24 protein-coding genes and 1 pseudogene are annotated in these 23130 nt (G+C 68.4%); 14 read left to right on the forward strand and 11 right to left on the reverse strand.

Annotated elements, in window-relative coordinates:
• Positions 1–17 precede the first annotated feature (17 nt).
• From ACZ6SF_RS26875 to ACZ6SF_RS26905, 7 genes are all read right to left on the reverse strand, one after another.
• The gene (locus ACZ6SF_RS26875) at positions 18–209 is read right to left on the reverse strand and encodes a hypothetical protein (protein ID WP_466065611.1); all 192 of its coding nucleotides are present in this window, start codon (positions 207–209) and stop codon (positions 18–20) included.
• A complete protein-coding gene (locus ACZ6SF_RS26880) occupies positions 199–858 on the reverse strand; it encodes a histidine phosphatase family protein (RefSeq protein ID WP_466065613.1) in 660 nt (219 codons plus the stop codon). The genes ACZ6SF_RS26875 and ACZ6SF_RS26880 overlap by 11 nt, the downstream gene beginning before the upstream one ends.
• Positions 855–1259, reverse strand: a complete 405-nt coding sequence (gene rsfS / locus ACZ6SF_RS26885) for a ribosome silencing factor (protein WP_466065615.1) — start codon at positions 1257–1259, stop codon at positions 855–857. Before rsfS ends, ACZ6SF_RS26880 begins: the two co-directional genes overlap by 4 nt.
• Positions 1260–1308: 49 nt before the next feature.
• The gene (nadD, locus tag ACZ6SF_RS26890; RefSeq protein WP_466065616.1) at positions 1309–1974 is read right to left on the reverse strand and encodes a nicotinate-nucleotide adenylyltransferase; all 666 of its coding nucleotides are present in this window, start codon (positions 1972–1974) and stop codon (positions 1309–1311) included.
• 39 nt (positions 1975–2013) lie between these two features.
• Positions 2014–3420: a vWA domain-containing protein gene (locus ACZ6SF_RS26895; RefSeq protein WP_466065617.1), complete on the reverse strand. Its 1407-nt coding sequence runs from the start codon at positions 3418–3420 to the stop codon at positions 2014–2016.
• Positions 3421–3422: 2 nt separating this feature from the next.
• Positions 3423–4313 (reverse strand): AAA family ATPase, encoded by an 891-nt coding sequence (locus tag ACZ6SF_RS26900; RefSeq protein ID WP_466065619.1) that lies wholly within the window; start codon positions 4311–4313, stop codon positions 3423–3425.
• 99 nt (positions 4314–4412) lie between these two features.
• Complete coding sequence (locus ACZ6SF_RS26905) at positions 4413–5753, reverse strand: glutamate-5-semialdehyde dehydrogenase (protein ID WP_466065621.1); 1341 nt, start codon at positions 5751–5753, stop codon at positions 4413–4415.
• Between the two features lie 64 nt (positions 5754–5817).
• Here ACZ6SF_RS26905 and ACZ6SF_RS26910 point away from each other — a divergent pair, with 64 nt between their 5' ends.
• Both ACZ6SF_RS26910 and ACZ6SF_RS26915 read left to right on the forward strand, forming a co-directional pair.
• On the forward strand, positions 5818–6681 hold the full coding sequence (locus ACZ6SF_RS26910) for a ribokinase (RefSeq protein ID WP_466065623.1): 864 nt from the start codon (positions 5818–5820) through the stop codon (positions 6679–6681).
• A gap of 111 nt (positions 6682–6792) precedes the next feature.
• Complete coding sequence (locus tag ACZ6SF_RS26915) at positions 6793–8010, forward strand: RtcB family protein (RefSeq protein WP_466065625.1); 1218 nt, start codon at positions 6793–6795, stop codon at positions 8008–8010.
• Between the two features lie 121 nt (positions 8011–8131).
• Here ACZ6SF_RS26915 and ACZ6SF_RS26920 read toward each other — a convergent pair whose 3' ends face one another.
• Positions 8132–8509, reverse strand: a complete 378-nt coding sequence (locus ACZ6SF_RS26920; RefSeq protein ID WP_466065627.1) for a YybH family protein — start codon at positions 8507–8509, stop codon at positions 8132–8134.
• Between the two features lie 172 nt (positions 8510–8681).
• Here ACZ6SF_RS26920 and ACZ6SF_RS26925 point away from each other — a divergent pair, with 172 nt between their 5' ends.
• On the forward strand, positions 8682–9206 hold the full coding sequence (locus ACZ6SF_RS26925; RefSeq protein ID WP_466065629.1) for a DoxX family protein: 525 nt from the start codon (positions 8682–8684) through the stop codon (positions 9204–9206).
• Positions 9207–9263: 57 nt separating this feature from the next.
• On the opposite strand, the gene ACZ6SF_RS26930 is transcribed toward ACZ6SF_RS26925, so the two are convergent.
• A complete protein-coding gene (locus tag ACZ6SF_RS26930) occupies positions 9264–10019 on the reverse strand; it encodes an SDR family oxidoreductase (RefSeq protein WP_466065630.1) in 756 nt (251 codons plus the stop codon).
• A gap of 102 nt (positions 10020–10121) precedes the next feature.
• Here ACZ6SF_RS26930 and ACZ6SF_RS26935 point away from each other — a divergent pair, with 102 nt between their 5' ends.
• The 3 genes from ACZ6SF_RS26935 to ligD all read left to right on the forward strand — a co-directional run bounded on the left by ACZ6SF_RS26935 (position 10122) and on the right by ligD (position 13917).
• Positions 10122–11060 (forward strand): helix-turn-helix transcriptional regulator, encoded by a 939-nt coding sequence (locus ACZ6SF_RS26935; protein WP_466065632.1) that lies wholly within the window; start codon positions 10122–10124, stop codon positions 11058–11060.
• Between the two features lie 163 nt (positions 11061–11223).
• Positions 11224–12894 carry a serine/threonine-protein kinase gene (locus ACZ6SF_RS26940; protein ID WP_466065633.1) on the forward strand — a complete coding sequence of 557 codons (1671 nt, stop codon included), beginning with the start codon at positions 11224–11226 and terminating at the stop codon, positions 12892–12894.
• A 63-nt stretch (positions 12895–12957) separates the two neighbouring features.
• Positions 12958–13917, forward strand: coding sequence for a non-homologous end-joining DNA ligase (ligD, locus tag ACZ6SF_RS26945; protein WP_466065635.1), 960 nt, complete (start codon positions 12958–12960; stop codon positions 13915–13917).
• 96 nt (positions 13918–14013) lie between these two features.
• Here the strand turns inward: ligD and ACZ6SF_RS26950 are convergent, their stop codons facing one another.
• On the reverse strand, positions 14014–14319 hold the full coding sequence (locus tag ACZ6SF_RS26950) for a hypothetical protein (protein ID WP_466065637.1): 306 nt from the start codon (positions 14317–14319) through the stop codon (positions 14014–14016).
• A 402-nt stretch (positions 14320–14721) separates the two neighbouring features.
• Here ACZ6SF_RS26950 and ACZ6SF_RS26955 point away from each other — a divergent pair, with 402 nt between their 5' ends.
• From ACZ6SF_RS26955 to ACZ6SF_RS26990, 8 genes are all read left to right on the forward strand, one after another.
• Positions 14722–15603: a helix-turn-helix domain-containing protein gene (locus ACZ6SF_RS26955; protein ID WP_466065638.1), complete on the forward strand. Its 882-nt coding sequence runs from the start codon at positions 14722–14724 to the stop codon at positions 15601–15603.
• The gene (locus tag ACZ6SF_RS26960) at positions 15600–15806 is read left to right on the forward strand and encodes a DUF397 domain-containing protein (RefSeq protein WP_466065640.1); all 207 of its coding nucleotides are present in this window, start codon (positions 15600–15602) and stop codon (positions 15804–15806) included. Before ACZ6SF_RS26955 ends, ACZ6SF_RS26960 begins: the two co-directional genes overlap by 4 nt.
• A 410-nt stretch (positions 15807–16216) precedes the next feature.
• Positions 16217–16855, forward strand: coding sequence for a TetR/AcrR family transcriptional regulator (locus ACZ6SF_RS26965; RefSeq protein ID WP_466065642.1), 639 nt, complete (start codon positions 16217–16219; stop codon positions 16853–16855).
• Positions 16852–17787, forward strand: a complete 936-nt coding sequence (locus ACZ6SF_RS26970; protein ID WP_466065644.1) for an ABC transporter ATP-binding protein — start codon at positions 16852–16854, stop codon at positions 17785–17787. Before ACZ6SF_RS26965 ends, ACZ6SF_RS26970 begins: the two co-directional genes overlap by 4 nt.
• Entirely contained in the window at positions 17784–19373 is a 1590-nt protein-coding gene (locus tag ACZ6SF_RS26975) for an ABC transporter permease (protein WP_466065646.1), read from the forward strand. Before ACZ6SF_RS26970 ends, ACZ6SF_RS26975 begins: the two co-directional genes overlap by 4 nt.
• A 19-nt stretch (positions 19374–19392) precedes the next feature.
• Positions 19393–19776 carry a PNPOx family protein gene (locus tag ACZ6SF_RS26980; RefSeq protein WP_466065647.1) on the forward strand — a complete coding sequence of 128 codons (384 nt, stop codon included), beginning with the start codon at positions 19393–19395 and terminating at the stop codon, positions 19774–19776.
• A 109-nt stretch (positions 19777–19885) separates the two neighbouring features.
• Entirely contained in the window at positions 19886–20680 is a 795-nt protein-coding gene (locus ACZ6SF_RS26985) for an HXXEE domain-containing protein (protein ID WP_466065649.1), read from the forward strand.
• Between the two features lie 51 nt (positions 20681–20731).
• Entirely contained in the window at positions 20732–21313 is a 582-nt protein-coding gene (locus tag ACZ6SF_RS26990) for a chloramphenicol phosphotransferase CPT family protein (protein ID WP_466065651.1), read from the forward strand.
• A gap of 320 nt (positions 21314–21633) precedes the next feature.
• On the opposite strand, the pseudogene ACZ6SF_RS26995 reads toward ACZ6SF_RS26990, so the two are convergent.
• Positions 21634–23112, reverse strand: a pseudogene (locus ACZ6SF_RS26995) (aldehyde dehydrogenase family protein).
• Positions 23113–23130 lie beyond the last annotated feature (18 nt).

Genomic DNA, 23130 nt, shown 5'->3' on the forward strand with positions numbered 1-23130 from the left:
CGGAAACCTCCTGGTGATCAGACTGCCTTCCGGACGTCGCCGCCGTCGGTGTCTTCGGGATGCTCGGTGTCCTCTGTTCCGGAATCGCCGCCCGGCTCCCGGCCGGCCGGGGGGCCGAACAGGGCGTCGGGCAGCGCGCGTTCCGGTTTGGCGGAAACCTTCCGGAACAGTTCGTCCGGAATCTGCCTGTTGAGGTCGTCAGATGACATCGGGTGCTACTTTCGCCGCTGCGTTCCACACATCGAGACGCCAGCCGGGCTTCTCGATGCTCGGGCCGTGGCTGCTCAGCTGCACCCAGCTGGCGTTGGCCAGACCACCGAGGGCAGGCCAGTTCTGGGGCGGCAGATCGAGCAACGCAGCCGTGAGCGCGGCGATCAGCCCGCCGTGCGCCACGAGAATCATAGTGGCGCCGGGCCAATCCCGCCGCTCGGCGAAGAGTTCCCGCACGACGGGTAGCGCGCGGGCGCCGACCTCGAGTTTGGACTCACCGCCGGGCGGGGTGTAGGTGGCGTCCATCCGCCATTCCAGCCGGGCGCCGGGGTAGCGGGAGTCGACCTCGACATCGCCCATCCCCTGCCAATCGCCCAGATGGGTTTCCCGCAGCCGGGGCTCCCGGACCACTTCGAGGCCGGACGGTTCGGACAGGGCCTGCGCGGTATCGTAGGCCCGCTTCAGATCGGACGAGATCAAGCCGACGGCCTTGTGGGACACCAGTTCCCGCGCCGCCTCCTTCGCCTGCCGCCGGCCCAGGTCGGTCAGATCGGTATCGATCTGCCCCTGCATCCGGTCGGTGGCGTTCCACTCGGTCTGCCCGTGGCGCAACAGGATCAGCGTGCGCACACCGGTTTTATCTCTCACTCGGTTTCTCCAGCACTTTCCTCATCGGCGGCGCGTGGCGCACCGATCCCCTCCACCGCAACGGTCGGGCAGTCTTTCCACAACCGTTCCAGCGCATAGAAATTACGTTCGTCGTTGTGCTGGATGTGCACCACCACGTCGACATAGTCCAAGAGTGCCCAGCGGCCCTCGCGGGTCCCTTCCCGGCGTACCGGTTTATGGCCGGCCGCGCGCAGTTTCTCCTCGACATTATCGACGATCGCGTTCACCTGGCGCTCGTTCGGCGCGGAAGCGATCACGAAACAGTCGGTGATCACCAATTGCTCGGACACATCGAGCACCACCACATCGGTGGCCAGCTTGTCGTCCGCGGCCAGCGCCGCCAGGGTCGCGATCTGCACCGCCTCGTCCGTCGCGGTCATGCCGCCGCCTCCGTGGTTACGGGGGCTGCCGCCTCCGGGCGTCCACCACTCATGCCAGCACCTCGTTCACGCTTTCATTACCTTCCGCTTGTGCGGGCACGTAGAGGTGCCGCTTCGATATGTACTGCACCACCCCGTCCGGGACGAGATACCAGACGGGCCGGCCCTCGGCCGCGCGGCGGCGGCATTCGCTGGACGAGATCGCCAGCGCCGGGACCTCGATCATGGTGACCGCGTCGTCGGGCATCCCCCGCAGATGTTCGGCGAGATGATCGATATTGAGCTCGTAACCCGGCCGGCTGACCCCCACGAATTTTGCCAGCTCGAACAATTCCGCCCAATCCTGCCAGGTCAGGATGCTGGCCAGCGCGTCCGCCCCGGTGATGAAGTAGAGCTCGGCGCCGGGATGCTGTTCGTGCAGGTCGCGCAGGGTGTCGACGGTGTAGGTGACCTTGCTGCGGTCCACATCGGCCCGGCTCACCGAGAATCGCGGGTTGGAGGCGGTGGCGATCACCGTCATCAGATAGCGGTCCTCGGCCGGGCTCACCTGCCGGCCGGATTTCTGCCACGGCTGGCCGGTCGGCACGAAGACGACCTCGTCCAGGTCGAACCGGTGGGCGACCTCACTGGCCGCGACCAGGTGCCCGTGGTGGATGGGATCGAACGTCCCGCCCATCACCCCGAGCTTGGGTCCACCCCGGCCTGTTCCACGCATGAGTGTCGAGCTTAACGGTGGGCCCGCGGCGCGTTCCGCTCAGACCGGCAGCAGCTGCGACACCACGGCCGTGAGCTGGGACGCCGACCGGCATTCGTGCATATCGATCACCTGCTGGTACCGGTCGGCCGCGGAGTCGCCGGAACCCCAGTTCGAACGCGGTTCCGGGTTCAGCCAGTGCGCGTGCTTGGCGACGGTGACCAGGTCGGACAGGGTTTCCAGTTCCGGGTCGCGGTAGTTGGTGCGGGCGTCGCCCAGAATCAGCAGCGCGCTGCGGCTGGTCACGGCATCGGGGAAATCCTCCGCGAAGCTCTTCAGCGCGCTGCCGTAGTCGGAGTGGCCGTTGAAGCCGACGATCTCGGCCTCGGCGAAGATCCGCTGCATGGCCTCGTCGAGCTGGGTGTGCGGGTCGAAGAAGCGGGTCACCTCGTCGGTGTGATCGACGAACGCGAAGATCCGCACCTTCGAGAACTGCTCCCGCAGGGCGCTGACCAGCAGCAGGGTGAAATTGCTGAACCCGGCCACCGAGCCGGACACATCGCAGAGCAGGACGAGTTCGGGACGGCCCGGCCGGGGTTTGCGGTTGACCAGGTCGATCGGCACCCCGCCGGTGGACATCGAGCGGCGCAGGGTTTTGCGCAGGTCGATCTCGCCGCGTTTGGCGTGCCGGCGGCGCACCGCCAGCCGCGAGGCCAGGATCCGGGCCAGGCGCTGGGTACTGCGCTTGAGTTCGGCCAGCTCGGCCTGCGAGGCCCGCAGGAAGTCCACGTCCTCGGCCTGACGCGCCACCCCGTAGGAAGCGACCCGCTCCTTGCCGATCCGTTCGGCCACCCGCCGCCTGGTTTCGGCCTCCACCGTGCGGCGGAAGTTGTCGATCCGGCCACGGGCGGTCCGGCGCGCGATCTCGGTATCGAAATCGCTCATCCCCGGGGTGGTCATGGCGGCCAGGATCTGGGCGAGCAGCGTCTGCGGCTGCACCTCCTTGAGCGCCTGGTACGAGGAGAAGGACGGTCCGCGCGCCGACTGGTACTGGCCGACCTGTTCGACGAGTTGCGCGGCGAGCAGCGCCTGCTGCTGTCCCGACCCCTCCTCGGCGAGCATCTCGGCGAGCATCCGGCGCAGTTCCGGCACGTCGAGGCGGCCGTCGGGCAGATACGGCAGTTCGACCTCCGCGGCGGCGTCGCGCTCCCCGATCGCGACCGGGAACCACAGGTCGAACAGGCCGTCGTAGGTGGCGCGATGGGTGGTCCGCCGCAGCAGCGCGCAGGCCAGGCCCTCGCGCACGGTTTCGCGGTCCAGCAGGTCCAGCACCGACAGCACCCGTCCCGCGTCGACCGTCTCGGAGGGCCCCACCGGAATCCCGCGGGCCCGCAGCGCCTCCACGAACCCCACCAGATGCCCAGGCAGGCCGTGCGGCGCGAGCGGCCGGTCCTCGGTGACCGCCACGGTCAGGCCGGTTTCAGATCGGCCAGCGCCCGCTGGTGGTCGCTGCGGTGTTTGAGCACCACGCCGAGGGTTTCGCGGACGGTCGCGTCGTCCAGCTCGGTGTACCCGAGGGCAAGCAGAGTGCGGGCCCAGTCGATCGATTCGGCGACCGAGGGCAGCTTCTTCAACGGCATCCCGCGCAGCACATGGACGACCCGCACCATCTGCGCCGCCACCGCCTGCGGCAGTTCCGGCACCCGGCTCGCCAGGATGCGCCGCTCCAGATCCTCGTCCGGGAAGTCGAGGTGCAGGTACAGGCAGCGCCGTTTCAGCGCCTCCGACAGCTCCCGGGTCGCGTTGGAGGTGAGGACCACGAACGGCCGCCGCGACGCGGTGATGGTGCCCAGCTCCGGCACGGTGACCGCGAAATCACTGAGCACCTCCAGCAGCAGCCCCTCGATCTCGACATCGGCCTTATCGGTCTCGTCGATCAGCAGCACCGTGGGATCGGTGCGCCGGATCGCGGTGAGCAGCGGCCGGGAGAGCAGGAACTCCTCGGTGAACACATCGGACTTGGTCTCGGCCCAATCGTTCTCACTCGACGCCTGGATCCGCAGGATCTGTTTGGCGTGATTCCACTCGTAGAGCGCCCGCGCCTCGTCCACGCCCTCATAGCACTGCAGCCGCACCAGTTCCGCGCCCGCGGTCTGCGCGACCGCCCGGGCGAGCTCCGTTTTGCCCACACCCGCCGGACCCTCGATGAGCAGCGGTTTACCGAGCCGGTCGGCCAGGAACACCGAGGTCGCGGTGGCCTTGTCGGCAAGGTAGCCGGTCTCGCCGAGACGGGCGATCACATCGTCGACCGACGAGAAGATCGGCTCCTGGGCCGGGGTGGGGGAACTCGCGGGCTCCATGGGCGTCCTTCCGTCGAACTCTGTTACCCACGCTACCGGTCGGGCCTGCACCGGTCCTCGTCCCCCGGAGCCAACCCGCGCCGCCGGGGGCGGCGCGGATTACACAGCGCGGATCTGGCCCGAGCCCCGCACCACCCATTTCGACGACGTGAGTTCGGGCAGGCCCATGGGGCCGCGGGCGTGCAGTTTCTGCGTGGAGATGCCGATCTCGGCGCCGAAGCCGAACTGTTCGCCGTCGGTGAAGGCGGTGGAAGCGTTCACCATGACCGCCGCGGCGTCGACCCGGCGGGTGAATTCGTCGGCGGCGGCCAGCTCGCCGGTGACGATGGCCTCGGTATGCCCGGTGCCCCAGGTGTTGATGTGCTCGACGGCGGCGTCGAGATCGTCGACGACCTTCACCGCGATATCCAGGGTCAGGTACTCCTCGGCCCAGTCCTCGTCGGTGGCGGGAACCATACCTTCGAGGTCACCGTGCAGGGTGACGCCCTTGGCTTCGAGTGCCTTCGCCAGCCGGGGCAGGGCGGTCTCGGCGACGGCGGCGTCGATGAGGACGGTCTCGGCGGCATTGCACACGCTGGGCCGGCGGGTCTTGGCGTTGATCAGGATCTGCTCGGCCATATCGAGGTCGGCAGCCGCGTGCACATAGACGTGGCAGTTGCCGGTGCCGGTTTCGATGGTCGGCACCTGCGCGTCGCGGACCACGGCGTTGATCAGGCCGGCGCCGCCGCGCGGGATCACCACATCGACCAGGCCCCGGGCCTGGATCAGATGGGTCACGCTGGAGCGGTCGCGGCTGGGCAGCAGCTGGACGGCATCGGCCGGCAGGTCCACCGAGGTGAGCGCGGTGCGCAGCACCTCGACCAGCGCCGCGTTGGACCGCGCCGCCGAGGACGACCCGCGCAGCAATGCCGCGTTCCCGGATTTCAGGGCGAGCCCGAACGCGTCGACGGTGACATTGGGCCGGGCCTCGTAGACCATCCCGACCACTCCGAGCGGCACCCGGACCTGCCGGATCTCCAGACCGTTGGGCAGGGTCGACCCACGTTCGACCACGCCGACCGGATCCGGGAGACCGGCTACCTGGCGCAGTCCCGACGCGATCCCGTCGATCCGGTCCTTGGTGAGCCGCAGCCGGTCCAGGAGGGAATCCTCGGTCCCCGCGGTCTTGGCGGCGACCAGATCCTCGCCGTTGGCCTCCAGCACGGTATCGGCGGCGGCCAGCAGCGCGTCCGCGGCGGCGTGCAGCGCCTCGTTCTTGCGGTCGGTGGTGAGCTGGGCGAGCACCCGGGAGGCGACGCGGGCGCGGCGCGCGGCAGCGTGCACGGCCTCCCGGATATCGGGGTTTGCCTGCTCCACGGCCGGTTCGGTTCCGCCGGGCGCGGCCGGGTCGGCCCCCGCGGGCGCAGCGTTATCGGACACAGCGGTGTTCTCGGCCGTCATGGCCTCCAGCCTACGCACCTCGAAAAGCGGTTTCGGCGGGCCGTGGCGGGTTAGGTTCTCCCTCGTGAGCACTCCGCTGATCGCCGTTCTCGGCAGTATCAACATGGATCTGGTGACCACCACCGGCCGGCGTCCCGCACCCGGCGAGACGGTGCTCGGCGACGGCTTCACCATGGTGCCCGGCGGGAAGGGCGCCAATCAGGCGATCGCCGCGAGCCGGGCGGGTGGCCGTGTGCTGTTCCTCGGCGCGATCGGCACCGATGTGTTCGCTCCACGGCTGCGCGCGGTACTGACCGAATCCGGGGTGGACACCACCGGGCTGCGCACCCTCGACGGCCCCAGCGGGATCGCCTCGATCGTGGTGGACGGGAGCGGCGAGAACTCCATCATCGTGGTGGGCGGCGCCAACGCCGGGATGACCGATCCGACCCCCGCCGATCTGGACGCGATCGCCGCCGCCGATCTCCTGCTGTGCCAGCTGGAGGTCCCGGTGCCGACGGTCGCGGCGGCCGTATCCCATGCCCGCGCCCACGGCACCACCGTGATGCTCAACCCGTCGCCGGTGCAGCGCCTCGCACCGGACCTGTGGGCCCAGGTGGATATCGCGGTGGTGAACCGCGACGAGGCCGCCCACCTGGGCGGCGACCTGGACCCGGTACCGCATCTCGTGGTGACCCTGGGCGGTGACGGCGCCCGCTACCGTGGCCCCGGCGGGGCGGAGACCACCGTCGCCGGACCGCGGGTCGAGGTGATCGATACGACCGGGGCGGGCGATTCGTTCACGGGCGCGCTGGCCGCCCGGTGGCGCGAGGGGCCGGCCGAGGCACTGCGATTCGCATGCGTCGCGGGCTCGCTGGCCACCACCACGCTCGGCGCGAGCGCCTCGATTCCGTGGCGCGCCGAGATCGACGCCGCGCTGTCACGCTGACCGATCGGCCCGTCCACCGGCCCGAAATTCGAATGCCGTTCCGTTCCTCGCGGCATACCGTGAAAAGGGGGCGGCGGGCATCGGTCCGCCGCGGAGGAGAGGAACGAGACGATGTTTCCCGTCGAGCTGTCCGGGACCCGGGCACGGACGTTGATGTGGGCCCACGAGAACGAGATCGACGCGGCGGCGCTGCAACAGCTGCGCAATATCGCCCGGCTGGAATGGGTTCACGGCGTCCGCGTCATGCCGGATGTGCACCTCGGTAAGGGAGCCACCGTCGGATCGGTCATCGCCATGCGGGACGCGGTCGCGCCGGCGGCGGTCGGGGTGGATATCGGATGCGGGATGGAGAGCGTTCGTACCGATCTGAAAGCCACCGATCTGCCCGACGATCTGCGGGCATTGCGCTCGGCGATCGAGGCCGCGGTTCCGGTCGGTTTCGCCGCTCACCGGAGTCCGGTGCAGGTGAACAAGCTCGCTCCCGGACCGTCCGGGGTCGCCACCCCGACCCTGCGCACCGGCTGGGACCGCTTCTGGTCGGCTTTCGGCGACCTCGATCAGGCGGTGGCGCCGCGGGAATCCAAGGCGCACAAGCAGCTGGGCTCGCTGGGCGGTGGCAACCATTTCATCGAAGTGTGCCTGGACCAACACGACCAGGTCTGGATCCTGCTGCACTCCGGTAGCCGCAATATCGGTAAGGAGATCGCGGAACGGCATATGGCGGTGGCCCGCACGCTGCCGCACAACCGGAACCTCGTCGATCGCGATCTGGCGGTGTTCCTGGCGAACACCCCGGAGATGGCCGCCTACCGGCACGATCTGACCTGGGCGCAGGAGTACGCGGCCCGCAACCGCGCGGTCATGCTGGCGCTGGTCTGCGGGGCCGTGCGCGATCAGTTCCCCACGCGCGAAGTCGGTTTCGATACTCCGATCAGTTGCCACCACAACTATGTCGCCGAGGAGAAGATCGACGGCGTGCCCATGCTCGTGACCCGTAAGGGCGCCGTCCGGGCCGGCCCGGGCGATATGGCTCTCATCCCGGGCTCGATGGGAACACGCTCCTATGTGGTGCGTGGTAAGGGCAATCCGGATTCGTTCATGTCCGCCTCCCACGGGGCGGGCCGCCGGATGAGCCGTAATGCGGCGAAGCGGCAGTTCAGCGTCGCGGATCTGGTCGCCCAGACCGAAGGCGTGGAGTCACGGAAGGACGCGGGTGTACTGGACGAGATCCCGGCCGCGTACAAGAACATCGACGAGGTGATCGACGCGCAGCGCGATCTGGTCGATGTGGTGGCGACGCTGCGGCAGGTGCTCTGCGTCAAGGGCTAGAAGTGTCGGGCGGGTCGTGGGCGGTTTTCGGGCCCACGACCCGCTCGACCGCTCGCGATCCTCCCGCCGCCGGCCCGAAGCGCCGGGCATGGCCGGCCTGCGCTCCCCGGCCCACCGAATGTCAATGGCCGTCCGGCTGGCCGGGAGCGAACGGCCACTCCTCGAACCGGGCGCAGCGCCCGTTCGGGTCGAACCGCAGCACCCACAGGTCTCGCCAGCGGGCCGGATCATCGTGCTCGTAGTGGACCGCCACCCGCACGACCGCGGTATCGCCGTCGACGGCCACCAACTCCGAGGTCATGGCGAACGGCTCATCCGGGCCATCGCGCCCACTTTCCCAGAATGCCGCCAGCGCCTCCAGCCCCCGCACAGGGCGAGCCCAGGGCGACACGACGTACTCCACTTCCGTGGTGAACAACGCCGCGAGCCCGGCGGCGCCCGGCGACCGCCACGCGCGCTCGTACCCCGACACCCACGTCTCGACAGCAGACCTGTCCATACCCCGAACCTACCGACGGTCCACCATCGTGGCCGGGCGCATAGGCGCATGTCACTGTCGAGGTCGACCGGCACCCACTTGTTATCAGTCGATGCATACAGTATGTTATCAGTCAATAACCACAAACCGTCCCGACGCCTGCCGAGACCCGACTCCCGGTTCGGAGAACCCCATGTTCGACACCCTGATGCTCTTCGTCGTCCCCACCCTCGCGCTGCGCCTGCTGGGCCTTTTCGGCGTCCGCCGGTTCCGCACCTGGCGGGTGAGCGCCGCCCACGGCCTGGCATTCCTGTTCACCATGACCGGGCTCGCGCATTTCATGCCCGATTCGGTCACCGTGATGCCGAGCCACAACGACCTGGTGGCGATGGTGCCGCCGGCTATCCCGTTCGCCGATTTCGCCGTCTACGCCACCGGGGTCCTGGAATTGGCCGGCGCGGCCGGACTGGTCTTCGCCGCCACCCGGCGGTACGCGGGGATCGGCCTGGCCGCCCTGCTCGTCGTGATGATTCCGGCCAATATCCATGCGGCGCTGGAGGACATCCCGCTCAACGGCGATCCGGCCACACCGCTGTGGTTCCGGATCCCCGAACAGATCGTGTACTTCGCCCTGGCGCTGTGGGTCGCGCGGGTACTCCCGCTCGCGAAGCGCGACCAGGACAGCACGGTGACACACCCCGTAGCCGCCGGGCACTGACCGATACGATGTGGGGCCCGCTCCGGCCGGAGCGGGCCCCACGTCGCGTCCCGGGGATCAGCCCTGCGGGGTCGGGACCAGGATCAATTCGGCCACATTCAGCCGCGCGGGCACCGAGCTGGCGAAGGCGACGGCATCGGCGATATCGGCGGGTTCGAGAATGGTGAACCCCGTCCGCCATTCCTCCAGCTGGGCGAGCTGTTTCGTATCGCTCATACCCGCGCCCAGTTCGGTACCGACGAATCCGGGCTCGATGTTCTTCACCCGCACCCCGCGCGGCCCGAACTCGGCCCGCAGATTACGGGTCAGATGCGCCACCGCGGCCTTGGTCGCGCAGTACACCGCGTACTCCGGGAAAACCGCGTGGCCGCCCACCGAACCGACCAGCACCAGATCGGCCACCCGGCCCTCACCCGCCGCCGCCAGCAGGTCGTCGATGAACGCCCGCGCCGTGTAGAGCAGCCCGGTGATATTGGTGCCCACCATCTGCTCCCATTCACCGACCTCCGCCGAGTCGAACGCCGCGCCGAGCATCACCCCCGCATTGGCCACCACCAGGTCGGCCGGGCCCAGCGCCGCGCGTACCGTGGCGGCCGCGTCGCGGACCGAATCCCGGTCGGTCACATCGGCGACCACCGCGACCGCGTCGCCGCCGATCTCCGCCGCCAGTTCCTCGATACGTTCCTTGCGCCGCCCCAGCAGCGCGACCTTCGCGCCGTCGGCGGCCAATCGGCGTGCCGTCGCCGCGCCGATGCCGCTGGAAGCTCCGGTGACCACTGCCACCCGGCCGTCGAGATTCTCGTATGTCGTCATGACCACTACGTTCGGCGCCACCGCGACCCGCTGCCAGGTCGCGGACATCCTGGTAGTCGCAGGGCCACCCGCGACGAACGGCTCGTCCCTACCCTGGAGACCATGAAATCGGACAACCGCCTGGGAGCGTTCCTGCGGGCCCGCCGGGAGCTGGTCCGGCCCGAGGATTTCGGGCTACCGGCCGGCGGGCAGCGGCGGGTCGCCGGGTTGCGGCGCGAGGAGATCGCGTTGCTCGCCGGAGTCAGCGCCGACTACTACATACGGCTGGAACAGGGACGCGACCGGCACCCCTCCGACCAGGTCGTCGACGCGCTCGCCCGGGTGTTCTCCCTGGACGAGGACGGTCGTGCCCATCTGCGCGAACTGGCCCGGCCGGCCCCCGCGCGCGCCCGGACGCCGCGCCGCCCCGAACGGGTGACGCCGGGTCTGCTCCGGCTGATGGCGGCGTGGTCGCACACCCCCGCCCTGGTCCTGGGCCGGCATCTGGACGTGCTGGCGGCGAATCCGCTGGCCGCCGCGGTGAACGCGTGCTCGGTGCCCGGGGTCAACCAGGTCCGGATGGTCTTCCTCGATCCCCGGGCGCGCGATGTCTACCCGGACTGGCGCCGGATCGCGGCGGAGACGGTGGCGAGTCTGCGCGCCGCGGCCGGCGCCGATCTCGACGATCCGCGACTCACCGAGCTCGTCGGCGAACTCTCCCTCAAGAGCGCGGAGTTCCGGCAGTTGTGGGCGCGCCACGACGTGCGCGCCAAGACCTCCGGCGTGAAGCAGTTCCACAACGACGCGGTCGGCGACCTCACGCTCTCCTACGAGAGCTTCGCCGTGAACGGCGCTCCGGGACAGCTGCTGATCGTCTACCACGCCGAGCCGGGCTCGCCGTCGCAGCGATCGCTGGCCCTGCTGGGGAGCCTGATCACGAGCGCCCCCGCGGCCGCACCGCGCAGCGGCGGCACCGATACACCCGGCACCGATACACCCGGCCCGGGCCCACTCACCGGGACATCGACGGTGATCGGCGACACCCCGGCCGCCGCCTCCTGAACGAAAAGTGTTCCGCACCAAGACAATACGATGAACACCCGATGCGACCGCCCGTATCGTCGCTGCTATATTGCACGATGCAAATTCCGCACACGTGGCCGATTCACGATCGTCGCGGCGGCGCCGCGCTGTTCGAACCGAATCGTCCGGACCCGAGGGGACGATGAACGATCTCGGCACCGGTGAGGTCTTCGCCGGATACACCATCGAGGATCGGCTCGGCGCGGGCGGCTGGGGCATCGTCTACCTGGCCCGCGATCCCCGTCTGCCCCGGCCCGTGGCGTTGAAACTGCTGGACCCCACCATGGCCGACGACGAGGCCCGGCACCGCTTCGAACTGGAAGCCGATCTCACCGCCCGGCTGGATCACCCGAACATCATCACCATCTACGACCGCGGTATCGAGGGCGAGATCCCCTGGATCGCCATGCAGTACGTCCCGGGCGGTGACGCCGCGGCGCTGCTCGGAATCGACCCGGACCGCGCGCTGCGGATCGGGGCGCGGATCGCCGACGCCCTCGACCACGCGCACCGGGCCGGGGTGCTGCACCGCGACGTCAAACCGTCCAACTTCCTGATCACGGCCGCCGAGCCCGGCACACCGGAACGGGTACTGCTCACCGATTTCGGGATCGCCCGGCTGCGCGACGCCACCAGCCGGCTGACGAGAACCGGTTCGGTGACCGGTACGGCCGCCTACATCTCACCGGAACAGGTCTCCGGCGAGGAGGTCGATCACCGGGCGGATCAGTATTCGCTGGCCTGCAGCCTGTTCGTCCTGCTCACCGGGCAGCCGCCGTATCCGGTGCGCGAACCCATCGCGCTGGCGCACGCCCATGTGTATTCGCCGCCCATGCTCCCGGGCGAGCTGGTCCCGCGGCTGCGGGTCCTGGACGCGGTGTTCGCGAAGGCGCTGGCGAAGCAGCCGGACGATCGCTACCCCACCTGCGCCGAGTTCGTCGCCGACGCCCACCGCGCGCTGGCGCTGCCGATCCCGCCCGAATCGGCGCCGACTCCCCCGGTGTCACCGCCGGCCGATACCACCGCCGTGTCGGCGCCCACCCCGCCCACCTCATCGTCACCGGCCACGTCCGCGCCCGCCGGTGCGGCCGTCCGGCCCGCACCCGCGCCGGCCGATACGACCGCGGTGTCACCGGCGACGGCGCCGGAAGCGGCGGGTCACCGGTCCCGGCGCACCTCCCCGCTCGTCGTCGTCGCGGCGGCCGTGGCGGCGGTGATCATCGCGGTGGCCGGGTTCCTGATCGCCGGCACGGATACGTTCGGTGGCGACGCGGGCGGCGGGTCCGCGGTACCGGGCGGGGACAGGACACCCGGCTGGGACGACCGGCACGCGGCCGCCGCCACCGCCTTCCCGGATCTGGTCGGCGACAAGAACGCGAATACCGGCTGGCAGGGCGCGACCTGCACCGAGAACGACCCCGGATCCGCGGAGCGACGCGCCTACCAGGACTTCGCCCGGATCTCCTGCTATCTCCCGATGAGCGAGAACAAAACCGACACACTGAGTTTCGATATTCTCGACCGGGCCGGGACGGAACAGGCCGGTCAGAAGCTGGATCAGCTGATCACCACGATGTCGGAGGGCTGCCAGCCGCGCGACCAGAATGTGGACCACCCGCGAACCGGCAAAACCCTGCGGGTGGTGACCTGCGCGGGTGTGGACTACCACCGCGATACCCACACCTCGACCTACGTCTGGACCTATTTCCCCGGCCCCGCCTACACCCGGTTCGTGGTCGTCGCCCGATGGCCCGGTCATACGGTCGATACCCTGCTCGACCAGTGGTGGAAACGGGCTCCGCTGGGCAAATGATCCGCGCCGGGCAACCACGCGCGTCGAACGGCAGGTGTCCGGGTGCCGGGCTATCGTCGGACCATGGGCGGCAGCACGCGCGCGGTGGAACTCGAGGTCGGGGACCGGGTCGTGCGGATCTCGAACCCCGACCGGGTGTATTTCCCGGAATCGGGGGCCACCAAGCTGGATCTGGTGCAGTACTACCTGAGCGTGGGCGACGGAATCGTCAACGCGCTGCGGGACCGGCCCTGCATGCTGCACCGGTTCCCGAAGGGGCTCGCGGGCGACAAAGTGCACCAGAAGCGGTTACCGGCCGGTGCACCGGATTGGGTACCGACGGTGCGGGTGTTCTTTCCCCGCTACAACCGGCACGCCGACGAACTCTGCGTACGGGAACTGGCCGATGTGGTGTGGGCGGTGCAGATGTCCACGGTGGAGTTCCATCCGTGGAACTCCCGGCGCGCCGATACCGAGAGCCCCGACGAATGGCGGATCGACCTGGATCCGATGCCGGACTGCCCGTGGTCGCGGGTGCGGCGGGTGGCCGGGGTGGTGCGCGAGGTGCTGGACGAGATCGGGGCGGTGGGCTGGCCGAAGACCTCCGGCGGTAAGGGTTTGCACGTCTATGTCCGGATCGCGCCCGAGTTCGGTTTCCAGCAGGTACGGCGCGCGGCGCTGGCCTTCGCGAAAGAGGTCGAGCGCCGCGCCCCCGACGATGTGACCACCACCTGGTGGCGCCGCGATCGCGATCCGCGCCTGCTGTTCGTCGACTACAACCAGAACGCCCGCGATCACACCATCGCCGCCGCCTATTCGGTGCGCGGCGTTCCGGCGGCGACCGTTTCCACCCCGGTGGGCTGGGACGAGATCCCCGATATCGAACCCCGGGATTTCACCATCGCCACCGTTCCCGACCGCTATCGCCGCCTCGGGGACCTGCACGCCGGTATCGACGACGCGGTCTTCGACTTGTCGACGCTGATCGACTGGGCCGACCGGGACGAGGTGGATCTCGACGAGGACGCGGATTCCGGGGGTTAGGCGCACCGACCGGCTACCGCGGCCACCAGATCGTCGCCGCGATCACCCCGAGCGGCAGCCCGATCGCGATCGCGTACCCGAGAATCACCGTCGCGCTCACGACCGCGCCTCCTCGGTCAGCGTCCAACGGGCGAAACTCAGACGCGGCAAGACCGATTCCACATCCGCGACCGCCATGACCGCGTTCAACGCTCTAGGCCCCAGATGGTCGGGCGCGGGCACGATCACCGCCTCGGCGCCGGCGCCGCGGACCTGCTCGGCGACCGGCAGGACGGATTCCGCTCGCGCCCAGACCAGCCGATAACCCAATCGCCGCGCCAGCCGCCGCACCTGGGCGCATTCCCACTCCCACGACCGGCTGACCTCCACATCGATCCAGCCGAACGCGATCGGCGGCCTCACCGGGCCTCGACCTCGCGGCACCGGACACCGGATATCGACCGGTCGCGGGGATTTCCGGCCCACGCGCGCACGTCACATGTCATCGTTGCGACTCTCCGTCGGGATGGGTGATGGGCCCGGTGGCCAGAAGACGACATCGCGTCCTTACCGCTTGATCGCCTGATGAATCGCGGTACTGTCGAACCAGTCGCACCTGGGATGGGGATCTCGTTGGGCGGCTTTCTGATCCGAGTTTCTGGCTGCCGGGGTGAATCCAGAACACCACCGGAAGAACAGTCGATACAAGCGAGATCCGCAATTGCGCGGAACTATTCCCAATGGCCCAGAGCGGTTGTCACGCGGCGCGCGGATCTTTGCGACGCGCAAACGATCGTCGCTCATTACGCAAAAGCGAGGAACCCCGTGCCGGACGATGGTTCGACCACCCTGCCGCGCCGCCAGCTCGGCCGATACCTCCGGGAAGCCCGGGAGGGTATCAATATGAACCTCGAAGATGTGGCTCCGCTGCTCCAACTGTCGGTCAGCACACTGTCCCGGATCGAACGCGGTCTCACGGGTGTGCGTGTTCCCGATGTCGAAGCGCTCTGCCGGATCTACGGAATAGACGACGCCGAAGTTGTTGCCGCCCTTGTCGGTCTGGCGAGACAGTCGGCGGTGAAGAATTGGTGGCAGGAATTCGACGATGTCATGTTCCGCGGTTTCAACCTGTATGTCGGACTCGAATCATCGGCCAGGCAGCTGACGGTCTATCGGCCGGATATCGTGCCCGGCCTGTTTCAAACTCCCGACTACGCCCGGGCTGTCGAACGCGGCTTCATGCCGGACGAGCCCGAGGATGTGCGGGACAGACGCATCCAACTCAAGAAGAAGCGCCAGGCGCTGATCACCCGCAGGACCAATCCCGCGGGTGCGGACCTGGTGGTTCACGAGTCGGTCCTGCGCACCGTCGTCGGTGGGGCACAAGTGATGCGAGAGCAGCTGCACCACTTGGCGAATATGCCCATCAATGTCACGGTATCCGTGCTCCCCTTCGCGGCAGGGTTTCCGACCGGTCTCCCGACCGGCCCCTTCACCATCTTGGATTTCGGCCGGAACACCAAGGGCCGGGCGAACTCGCCCACAGTGGTCTATATCGAGTCATACGCGGGTGACATGTATCTGGAGCGAGACAAGGATGTAAGCCGGTATGTTCAGGCATACGATGACATCCGGCAATCCTCGCTGGACATGGCATCCAGCAAACGCCTCATCAGGCAGATCGCGGCAACGGAGTACCCCACATGAACATCGACCTGGCAAAAGCCGAATGGTTCAAGTCGAGCCGTAGTGGAGGCGGTAAGGACTGTGTCGAAGCCGCCTTCCTCGACGGTGGCGCGGTCGGCGTGCGCGACTCCAAGAACCCCACCGGCCCGGCCCTGGTTTTCACTCCGGCCGAGTGGGACGCGTTCACCACAACCGTCCAGAACGGCAGGTTCGACCGAGGGTAGGCCGCGCGCTGGGTTCACAGGCAGTGGCACCGATGACGTATCCGTAGCCGTGCGCCCAAGGAGCCGGAGCGTCGATGTGTTCGGCGCGCGATGTGGGCCGAGGCCGCGACTCGCACGCTCGACAACGCCGCACCGCAAACCGTACCGCGGCGCGCCCGGGCCCGCTTTCACCGCGCGGTCGCGGCACTACCGACGAGCCGGCGGCGAGCACCCGGCACGATCCGAGAGACCGCGGCCGCGGGCACGGTGAGTTAACGGCTACGGCGGCGATCCTTGCTACTCAGGCGCCGGATCCGGGGGTACGTGTGGCGTTCGGCGCCATGATCCTCCTCATATCTAAGAAGCACTGTATTTCTTATTTGCACAACTGGGTGTAGAAATAAGAAGCACAATGAATCTTAGGAGGAGTGGTGGGCGACACGCGGCGACGCGGCGAGGAGCTCGAGCAGGCGATCCACGAGGCCGTGCTCGAGGAGGTCCTCGAACGCGGGTACGGCGAAACGACCTACGTGGGGATCGCCGGCCGGGCAGGCACCAGTACTCCGGTGCTGTATCGCCGGTGGTCGACGAAGGCCGAGATGGTGTTGGCCGCACTGGTGGCCAAGTCGAGGCAGGTCGGGGTGGAGTTCCCCGACACCGGCTCGCTGGCCGGCGATATCACCGCGATGTTGACCGTGCTCCGCGAGTGGCTACCCGGGTCGGCGAGGTCCACGATGATGGGCCTGCTCGCCGAACTGGACGACGAGATGATCCAACGGCTACCCCCGCTGTTGTTCGCGCGCGGGGGCGACCTGTTGCGCCCGGCGGTGGCCCGGGCCCGGGCGCGCGGTGAGCTCGGCACCGGGGAGATTCCCGAGCATGCGTTGTCGCTGCCGATGGATCTGGCCCGCCACGACCTGCTGATCCTCGGCACGTTGAGCGCCGAACGGATCACCGAAATCGTCGAGGACCTGGCGCTGCCGGTGCTGCGGCAGCACGGTCACGACACACCCGCCCGACCGGCCGACCATCGGTCGCGAGCAGTCCTTTCGCAGAAAGTAGGCAGATGACATCCACCTCCACACCAGCGATCCGTATCGAGGGGCTGGTGAAGAAGTTCGGGTCGTTCACCGCACTCGACGGGCTGGACCTCACCGTGGCCAGTGGGGAAGTGCACGGATTCCTGGGCCCCAACGGTGCGGGGAAATCCACCACGATCCGGGTGCTGTTGGGGTTGCTGCGCGCCAACGCCGGCGCGGTGGAGTTGCTCGGCGGCGACCCCTGGACCGACGTGGTCGAGTTGCATCGCCGGCTGGCCTATGTGCCCGGCGATGTCGTGCTGTGGCCCGGCCTCTCGGGCGGCGAGGCGATCGACCTGCTGGGCAACCTGCGCGGCGGCCTGGACCGGCGGCGGCGTGACGAGCTGATCGATCGGTTCGAGCTCGATCCGACCAAACGCGGCCGCCAATACTCCAAAGGCAACCGGCAGAAGGTCGCCATCGTGGCGGCGCTGGCCGCGGATGTCGAACTGCTGATCCTGGACGAACCGACCTCTGGGCTGGATCCGTTGATGGAGGCGGTGTTCCAGGACGAGATCGCAAAAGAGAAGGCCAAAGGCCGCACCATCCTGCTGTCCAGCCACATCCTCAGCGAGGTCGAGGCGCTGGCCGACCGGGTCTCCATCATCCGCACCGGCCGCATCGTCGAGACCGGCACCCTCACCGAACTGCGGGGCCGCACCCATGTCACGATCACCGCGACCCTGGCACACCCACCGGCCGACCCCGGCAGCCTGTCGGTCCTGCACGATATCCACCTCGACGACCACCACCGGCTGACCGCGACGGTGGAACCCGACCGCGTCAACGACGCCATGGCCGCGCTGGTCCCTTACGAGATGTCGGCGCTGACGGTGTCACCGCCCTCGCTGGAGGATCTGTTCCTGCAGAACTACATCGACGACCCCGCGGTCGCGGGTACCGGGCGGGAGCGTCGCTCGTGACCACGGCCTTCACCGGAACCCGGCCGCTGCTGAAAGTCGCCTTGCGCCAGGACGCCCGCAATATCGCGCCGTGGGTGGTGTTGATCTCGGCGCTGTCGGCGTCGTCGATCCTGGCCTACGCGCTGGTGTTCCCCGACACCGAGGACCGCGCCGAGCTGGCCGAGACATTGGGCGCGAACCCTGCGCTGTCGCTGATCTTCGGGCCCGCCCGCGATCTGATGACCGCCGACGGATTCAACGCCTGGCGCGCCGGGCAACTCGGCGCGTTGTTCGCCGCGATGATGGCGATTCTGATCGTGGTCCGGAACAGCCGCGCCGACGAGGACTCCGGACAAGCCGAACTCATCGCCTCCGGAGTCATCGCCCGCGGGTCACGGCTCGCGGTCGCGGTCTCGATGGCCGCCATCGCTTCACTGGCCCTGGGGGTGGTGTGTTTCGCGCTGACCATGGCCGTCGGCGGCGGATTCACTGCCACCCTGATCCTGTCGGCGACCTTCACTGCCTCGGGCCTGATGTTCGCCGGCCTGGCCGCGGTCACCGCCCAGGTCGGATCCGAAGCCCGCACCGCCTCCGGCATCGCCATCGCCGGGCTCGGCTTGTGCTTCGTGGTACGCGGCTACCTCGACTCCAGCGAGGTCCCCGATTGGCTGACCTGGACAACTCCGCTCGGCTGGCTGGAGGAAACCCAGCCCGCCACGGGTAACAACCCCTGGCCGCTACTGGCGTGCCTCGCGCTCGCGGTGGCATTGGTGGCCGCCGCGTTCGTACTGCAGGGCCGCCGCGACTTCGGCCAAGGCATGATAGCGGGCCGTCCCGGACCCGCCGCCGCACCCGGCGCGAACATCTGGACGCTGGCGTGGCGGCTGCACCGAGGCGCGATGCTGTCCTGGTTGATCGGCTTCGCCGGGCTCGGACTGTTGTTCGGCAACCTCGCCAGCTCCATCACCGATATCGTCGCCGACAACCCCGCCATGGCCGAAATCCTGGCCGCCGGCGCCGCGAACCCCGCCGATATCACCTTCGCGTTCATCGTCACCGTCCTGCAGATCATCGCCGTCATCGCCGCCGTGATGGGCGTCCAGGTCGTCCTACGCGTCTACGCCGAGGAAACCGACTACCGCGTCGAACCGCTACTGGCCGCCTCACTGCGCCGCCCCACCTATCTGGCCAGCAACGCCGTCATCGCACTCGCGGGATCCGCGGCCGCGATGGTCGTCGCCGGAATCGCGCTCGGGCTGGTCGCCTCCGCCAAGGACGACACCATCGCCCTCGGCGATGTGATCGCGCAATCGCTCGCCACCGTGCCCGCGGTCTGGACGCTGGTCGCCCTCGCCCTGGCCGCGGTGGGTGCGGTGCCGTCGAAAAGACTGATCGCCTGGCTCGGGATCGTCGCAACCTTCGGCCTGACCATCCTGGGCCCCACCTTCAAACTGCCCGACGCGATCCTGGGCATCAGCCCCCTGCACCACATCCCCAACATCAACGCGCCCTCCCCCGATCCGGCGGGCCTCGGCTGGCTGGCCCTCTTCACCATCGCCTTCTTGACCATCGGCTTCGCCGGCTTCCGCCGCCGCGATGTCATCTAACCCCCTGCGAGGAAACATCATGTCTGCCCTGAGCCGCTTCCCCGGACTCCCCCGCCGCCTCAACCCCGTCCTCACCCCACTCGCCCGCACCCTGCCACCCCTGGCAGTCCTACACCACCAGGGCCGCAAAAGCGGACGCACCTACGCCACCCCCGTACAAGCCTTCCGCACCGACACCGGATTCATCGTCGGCCTCGCCTACAACAGCAACGCCAACTGGGCACGCAACATCCTCACCTCCGGCCACGGCGAAATCACCCGCGCCCGTAGGCACTACACCCTTACCAACCCCCGCCGCCGCGGCCGCGAAGCCGACCGCGACCTCCCCGCACCCATCGCCGCGATGATGCGCAGCCTCGGCATCAACGAATTCGTCGAATTCGACGCCGCGCTCAGCACTTAGACAAACCAGCGCAACCGCTCACCACCCCGGCCGGCCCCGGAGTGGTGAGCAACCCGGCCCCGGGCCCCGAAGCTTCCGGGCCGCGGCAACAAGTTGAGGACACCCGAACATGTGGCAATGGTTCGAACAATATTGGAGCTCGGTCGGACTCGGCGCCGCCCTCGTCCTACTCGCCCTGCTGTTCTTCACCGACGTTCTGCGATCCCGGCCCGAACACACACGCCGGCATGACCCGGTATGGCTGGCCTGGGCAACCGTGGCCGCCTACCTGCTGCACAACTTCGAGGAATACGGCATCGACGCCCGCGGCCGCAGCTTCCAATTCCCCGCCACCGCGTGTGAAACCTACGGATTCGACCCCGGACAGCCCTGCCCGCTCACGCCCTCGTTCTTCGTCGCGGTCAACATCCCTTTCGTCTGGGTCGTCCTCCCAATCGCCGCACTCCTCTGCCGGCGCAACCCCGCCGTCGGCCTCACCGGCGCCGCGCTGCTGTTCACCAACGCACTCAGCCACATCCTCGGCGCCTTCACCCCCATGGGCTACTCACCCGGCACCCTGACCTCGGCCGTACTGTTCATCCCGCTGTCGGTGTGGATCTTCACCACCTGCTACGGCCCCGGCAAACTCCGCTACCCGATCCTGGCCACCCAGATCCTGGCCGCAGGCGCCGCCCAACTCGTCCTGCTCGCACTACTACTGGCGCTCAGCCGCGACACCCTGCCCCTCGGGGTCGCGATCACCATCCAAGCAATCGACCCCATCCTGCTGCTGATCATCCCCGCCATCGCCGGCCGAATCCTGCCACCACGACGATCCAGCGCTCCGCCGCGCAGTAGTAACAGAGCCAGACGACCCGCAAACGAGACCGGCGAGCCGTATCCTCGGGAAATGCCACAGATTTGAGACCGGAGGCGGTGGCCGTCCGGTGAGACGGTCCCAGTATCGACAGGCCGAATGCGACGACTCTCGAGAACCTACACCGCACCACTGGGCCGGATCATCCTGCTCAACGGGGTATCGAGCGCGGGAAAAACGACCCTCGCCCGGCAACTCCTGACCGATCTGGCGAGCCCCTACTTCCATATGAGCGTCGATATGTTCGGCGCGATGCGAGCCGAGGCCGCGACTCACGCCCTCGACGACGCCGCACAGCGGACGGTCCTGCGGCGCACCCGGGCCGGATTCCACCGCGCGGTCGCGGGTATGGCCCGGGCGGGCAACGATATCGTCATGGACCACGTCCTGTCCGAGCCGTGGCGGCTGCGGGACTGCCTCGACGTCATGACCGGCCTCGATGTCCTGTTCGTCGGCGTACACTGCGCCCCGGAGGAATTGCGCCGACGCGAAACCGCCCGCGGCGATCGCGAACCCGGCACCGCCGAAAGCCAACTCGGCCACGTCCATGCCCACGGCGGTTACGACCTCGAGGTCGAAACCACCTTCGCGACTCCCGAAACCTGTTCGGCCCGAATCGTGGAGTTCATCGATCGGACAACGCCGCCACGAACCTTCGACCGGCTCCGCCGCGCGATCTGAACACGGCACCGTCACACCTTGACGATCGCGGCCCGCTCACCGCACAGCAGTGTCAGATCCTCAGGGTCCGATGTCACGATCGTCACCGGAGCCTGAACCGCCAGGGCGATCCGTACTCCCCTTCGCGGCAGGGTTTCCGGCCCTGGTTTTCGCTCCGGCCGAGTGGGATGCGTTCACCACAGCCGTCCAGAGCGGCAGGTTCGACCGAGGGTAGCCGGGCTCTGGGCACGCAGGTAACGGCAGGGTTGCGCGGCGGAGTGAATTGCCCCGGTGGTCGATCGCAACCATTGGCCGATTGTCGGATTCGGGTTGTTCGTTCCTCAGGGCATAGCGATTCGAATGTTTTTGACCTGCTGGAACTCGTGGAGTCCTTCGAGTCCCCCCGCCCGGCCGGTGCCGCTCTGCTTGTATCCGCCGTAGGGACTCTGCGGTGCGATGTCGCTGTTGCGGTTGATCCAGATGGATCCGGCGGTGAGGCGGCGGGCGACGCCGTGGGCGCGGGTGAGGTCGCGGGTTTGGATATAGGCGTTGAGTCCGTAGGCGGTGTCGTTGGCAAGGGCGATCGCATGGTCTTCGTCGGTGAATTTCAGGACCGAGACCACAGGCCCGAATGTTTCGTTCTGGGCCAGTGGCGAGCGGTTGTCGACCTCGGTGAAGACGGTGGGTTCGAGGTAGTAACCGGCGGCGAGATCGCCGCCGATTCGGTGGCCGCCGGTGACGAGCTCGCCCGTTCCGTCGGTGGCGGCGCGGTCGATGATGTCGAGGATCCGGTCGGTCGCGGCTTGGCTGACCACGGGGCCGACGAGGATCTGTGGGTCGAACGGGTCGCCGATGGGGGCCGAGTGCACCACGTTCAGGAACTTCTCCATGAAGGTGTCATAGATCGTGTCTTGGACGAGGATCCGGCTGCCGCAGGCACAGCTCTGCCCGGACTGTCCCAGTGGTCCCTGGAATGCCGCCAGCTGCGCCGCCCGGTCGAGGTCGGCGTCGGCGAAGACGAGATTCGCTGATTTTCCACCCAGTTCGGTGGCGACGGGGGTGAGGTTCTGTGCGGCGGCGGCGAGGATCGTGCGGGCGGTGTGTCCACCACCGGTGAAATGGATCTTGCCGATTCCGGGGTGGCGGACGAGCGCTTCTCCGCCTTCCGGCCCCGATGGCACGACGTTGACCAGGCCCGGCGGCATTCCGACGTCGAGGCAGAGCTATCCGAACCGCAGGGGTGTGAAGGGGGAGATCTCGGAAGGTTTGAGCACGACGGCGTTTCCGGCGGCCAGTGCGGCCGCGACATTGAGCCCGATTACCACCAATGGCCCGTTCCACGGGGCGATCACACCGACTACACCATACGGTTCGCGTTCGATCAGGTTGACATCGAATTTATCGGAGACCGGGGTGCTGGAGCCGTTGGGTTTGTCGATATAGCCGGCGTAGTAGCGGATGAACTTCTCCGCGAGTGCGGCGTGTCCTGGGCTCATCGAGATCGGCACGCCGAAGTCGTGCACGTTGAGCCGGGCCAGGTGCGTGGTGTCGGCGTGCAGCGCGTCGGCGAGGTCGATCATGAGGTCGCGCCGGCGCTCCGGGGTGAAGGAGATCCATTCGCGTTGCGCCTCGGCTGCGGCACGGACCGCCCTGTCGATCTCGGCGGCACCGGCCATTTCGACGATGGCGTTGGGGCGGCCGTTCACGGGATAGATGTGCTGGTGGGTGCCTCCGGAAGAGCCGTGGACCCACTCGTCCGCGATGAGCAGGCCGGTGGGCAGGGCATCGGATGGGGCCGGAGTGGCGGGGCTGGATGTCATCGAATTCTCTGATCCTCG

The sequence above is a fragment of the Nocardia sp. NPDC049935 genome (genome assembly GCF_055586645.1).

Coding starts and splice junctions, on each gene's coding strand:
- ACZ6SF_RS26875 (WP_466065611.1), bottom strand. CDS start 209: ATGTCATCTGACGACCTCAACAGGCAGATTCCGGACGAACTGTTCCGG.
- rsfS (WP_466065615.1), bottom strand. CDS start 1,259: ATGACCGCGACGGACGAGGCGGTGCAGATCGCGACCCTGGCGGCGCTG.
- nadD (WP_466065616.1), bottom strand. CDS start 1,974: ATGCGTGGAACAGGCCGGGGTGGACCCAAGCTCGGGGTGATGGGCGGG.
- ACZ6SF_RS26900 (WP_466065619.1), bottom strand. CDS start 4,313: ATGGAGCCCGCGAGTTCCCCCACCCCGGCCCAGGAGCCGATCTTCTCG.
- ACZ6SF_RS26905 (WP_466065621.1), bottom strand. CDS start 5,753: ATGACGGCCGAGAACACCGCTGTGTCCGATAACGCTGCGCCCGCGGGG.
- ACZ6SF_RS26915 (WP_466065625.1), top strand. CDS start 6,793: ATGTTTCCCGTCGAGCTGTCCGGGACCCGGGCACGGACGTTGATGTGG.
- ACZ6SF_RS26920 (WP_466065627.1), bottom strand. CDS start 8,509: ATGGACAGGTCTGCTGTCGAGACGTGGGTGTCGGGGTACGAGCGCGCG.
- ACZ6SF_RS26925 (WP_466065629.1), top strand. CDS start 8,682: ATGTTCGACACCCTGATGCTCTTCGTCGTCCCCACCCTCGCGCTGCGC.
- ACZ6SF_RS26930 (WP_466065630.1), bottom strand. CDS start 10,019: ATGACGACATACGAGAATCTCGACGGCCGGGTGGCAGTGGTCACCGGA.
- ACZ6SF_RS26935 (WP_466065632.1), top strand. CDS start 10,122: ATGAAATCGGACAACCGCCTGGGAGCGTTCCTGCGGGCCCGCCGGGAG.
- ACZ6SF_RS26940 (WP_466065633.1), top strand. CDS start 11,224: ATGAACGATCTCGGCACCGGTGAGGTCTTCGCCGGATACACCATCGAG.
- ligD (WP_466065635.1), top strand. CDS start 12,958: ATGGGCGGCAGCACGCGCGCGGTGGAACTCGAGGTCGGGGACCGGGTC.
- ACZ6SF_RS26960 (WP_466065640.1), top strand. CDS start 15,600: ATGAACATCGACCTGGCAAAAGCCGAATGGTTCAAGTCGAGCCGTAGT.
- ACZ6SF_RS26970 (WP_466065644.1), top strand. CDS start 16,852: ATGACATCCACCTCCACACCAGCGATCCGTATCGAGGGGCTGGTGAAG.
- ACZ6SF_RS26980 (WP_466065647.1), top strand. CDS start 19,393: ATGTCTGCCCTGAGCCGCTTCCCCGGACTCCCCCGCCGCCTCAACCCC.
- ACZ6SF_RS26985 (WP_466065649.1), top strand. CDS start 19,886: ATGTGGCAATGGTTCGAACAATATTGGAGCTCGGTCGGACTCGGCGCC.
- ACZ6SF_RS26990 (WP_466065651.1), top strand. CDS start 20,732: ATGCGACGACTCTCGAGAACCTACACCGCACCACTGGGCCGGATCATC.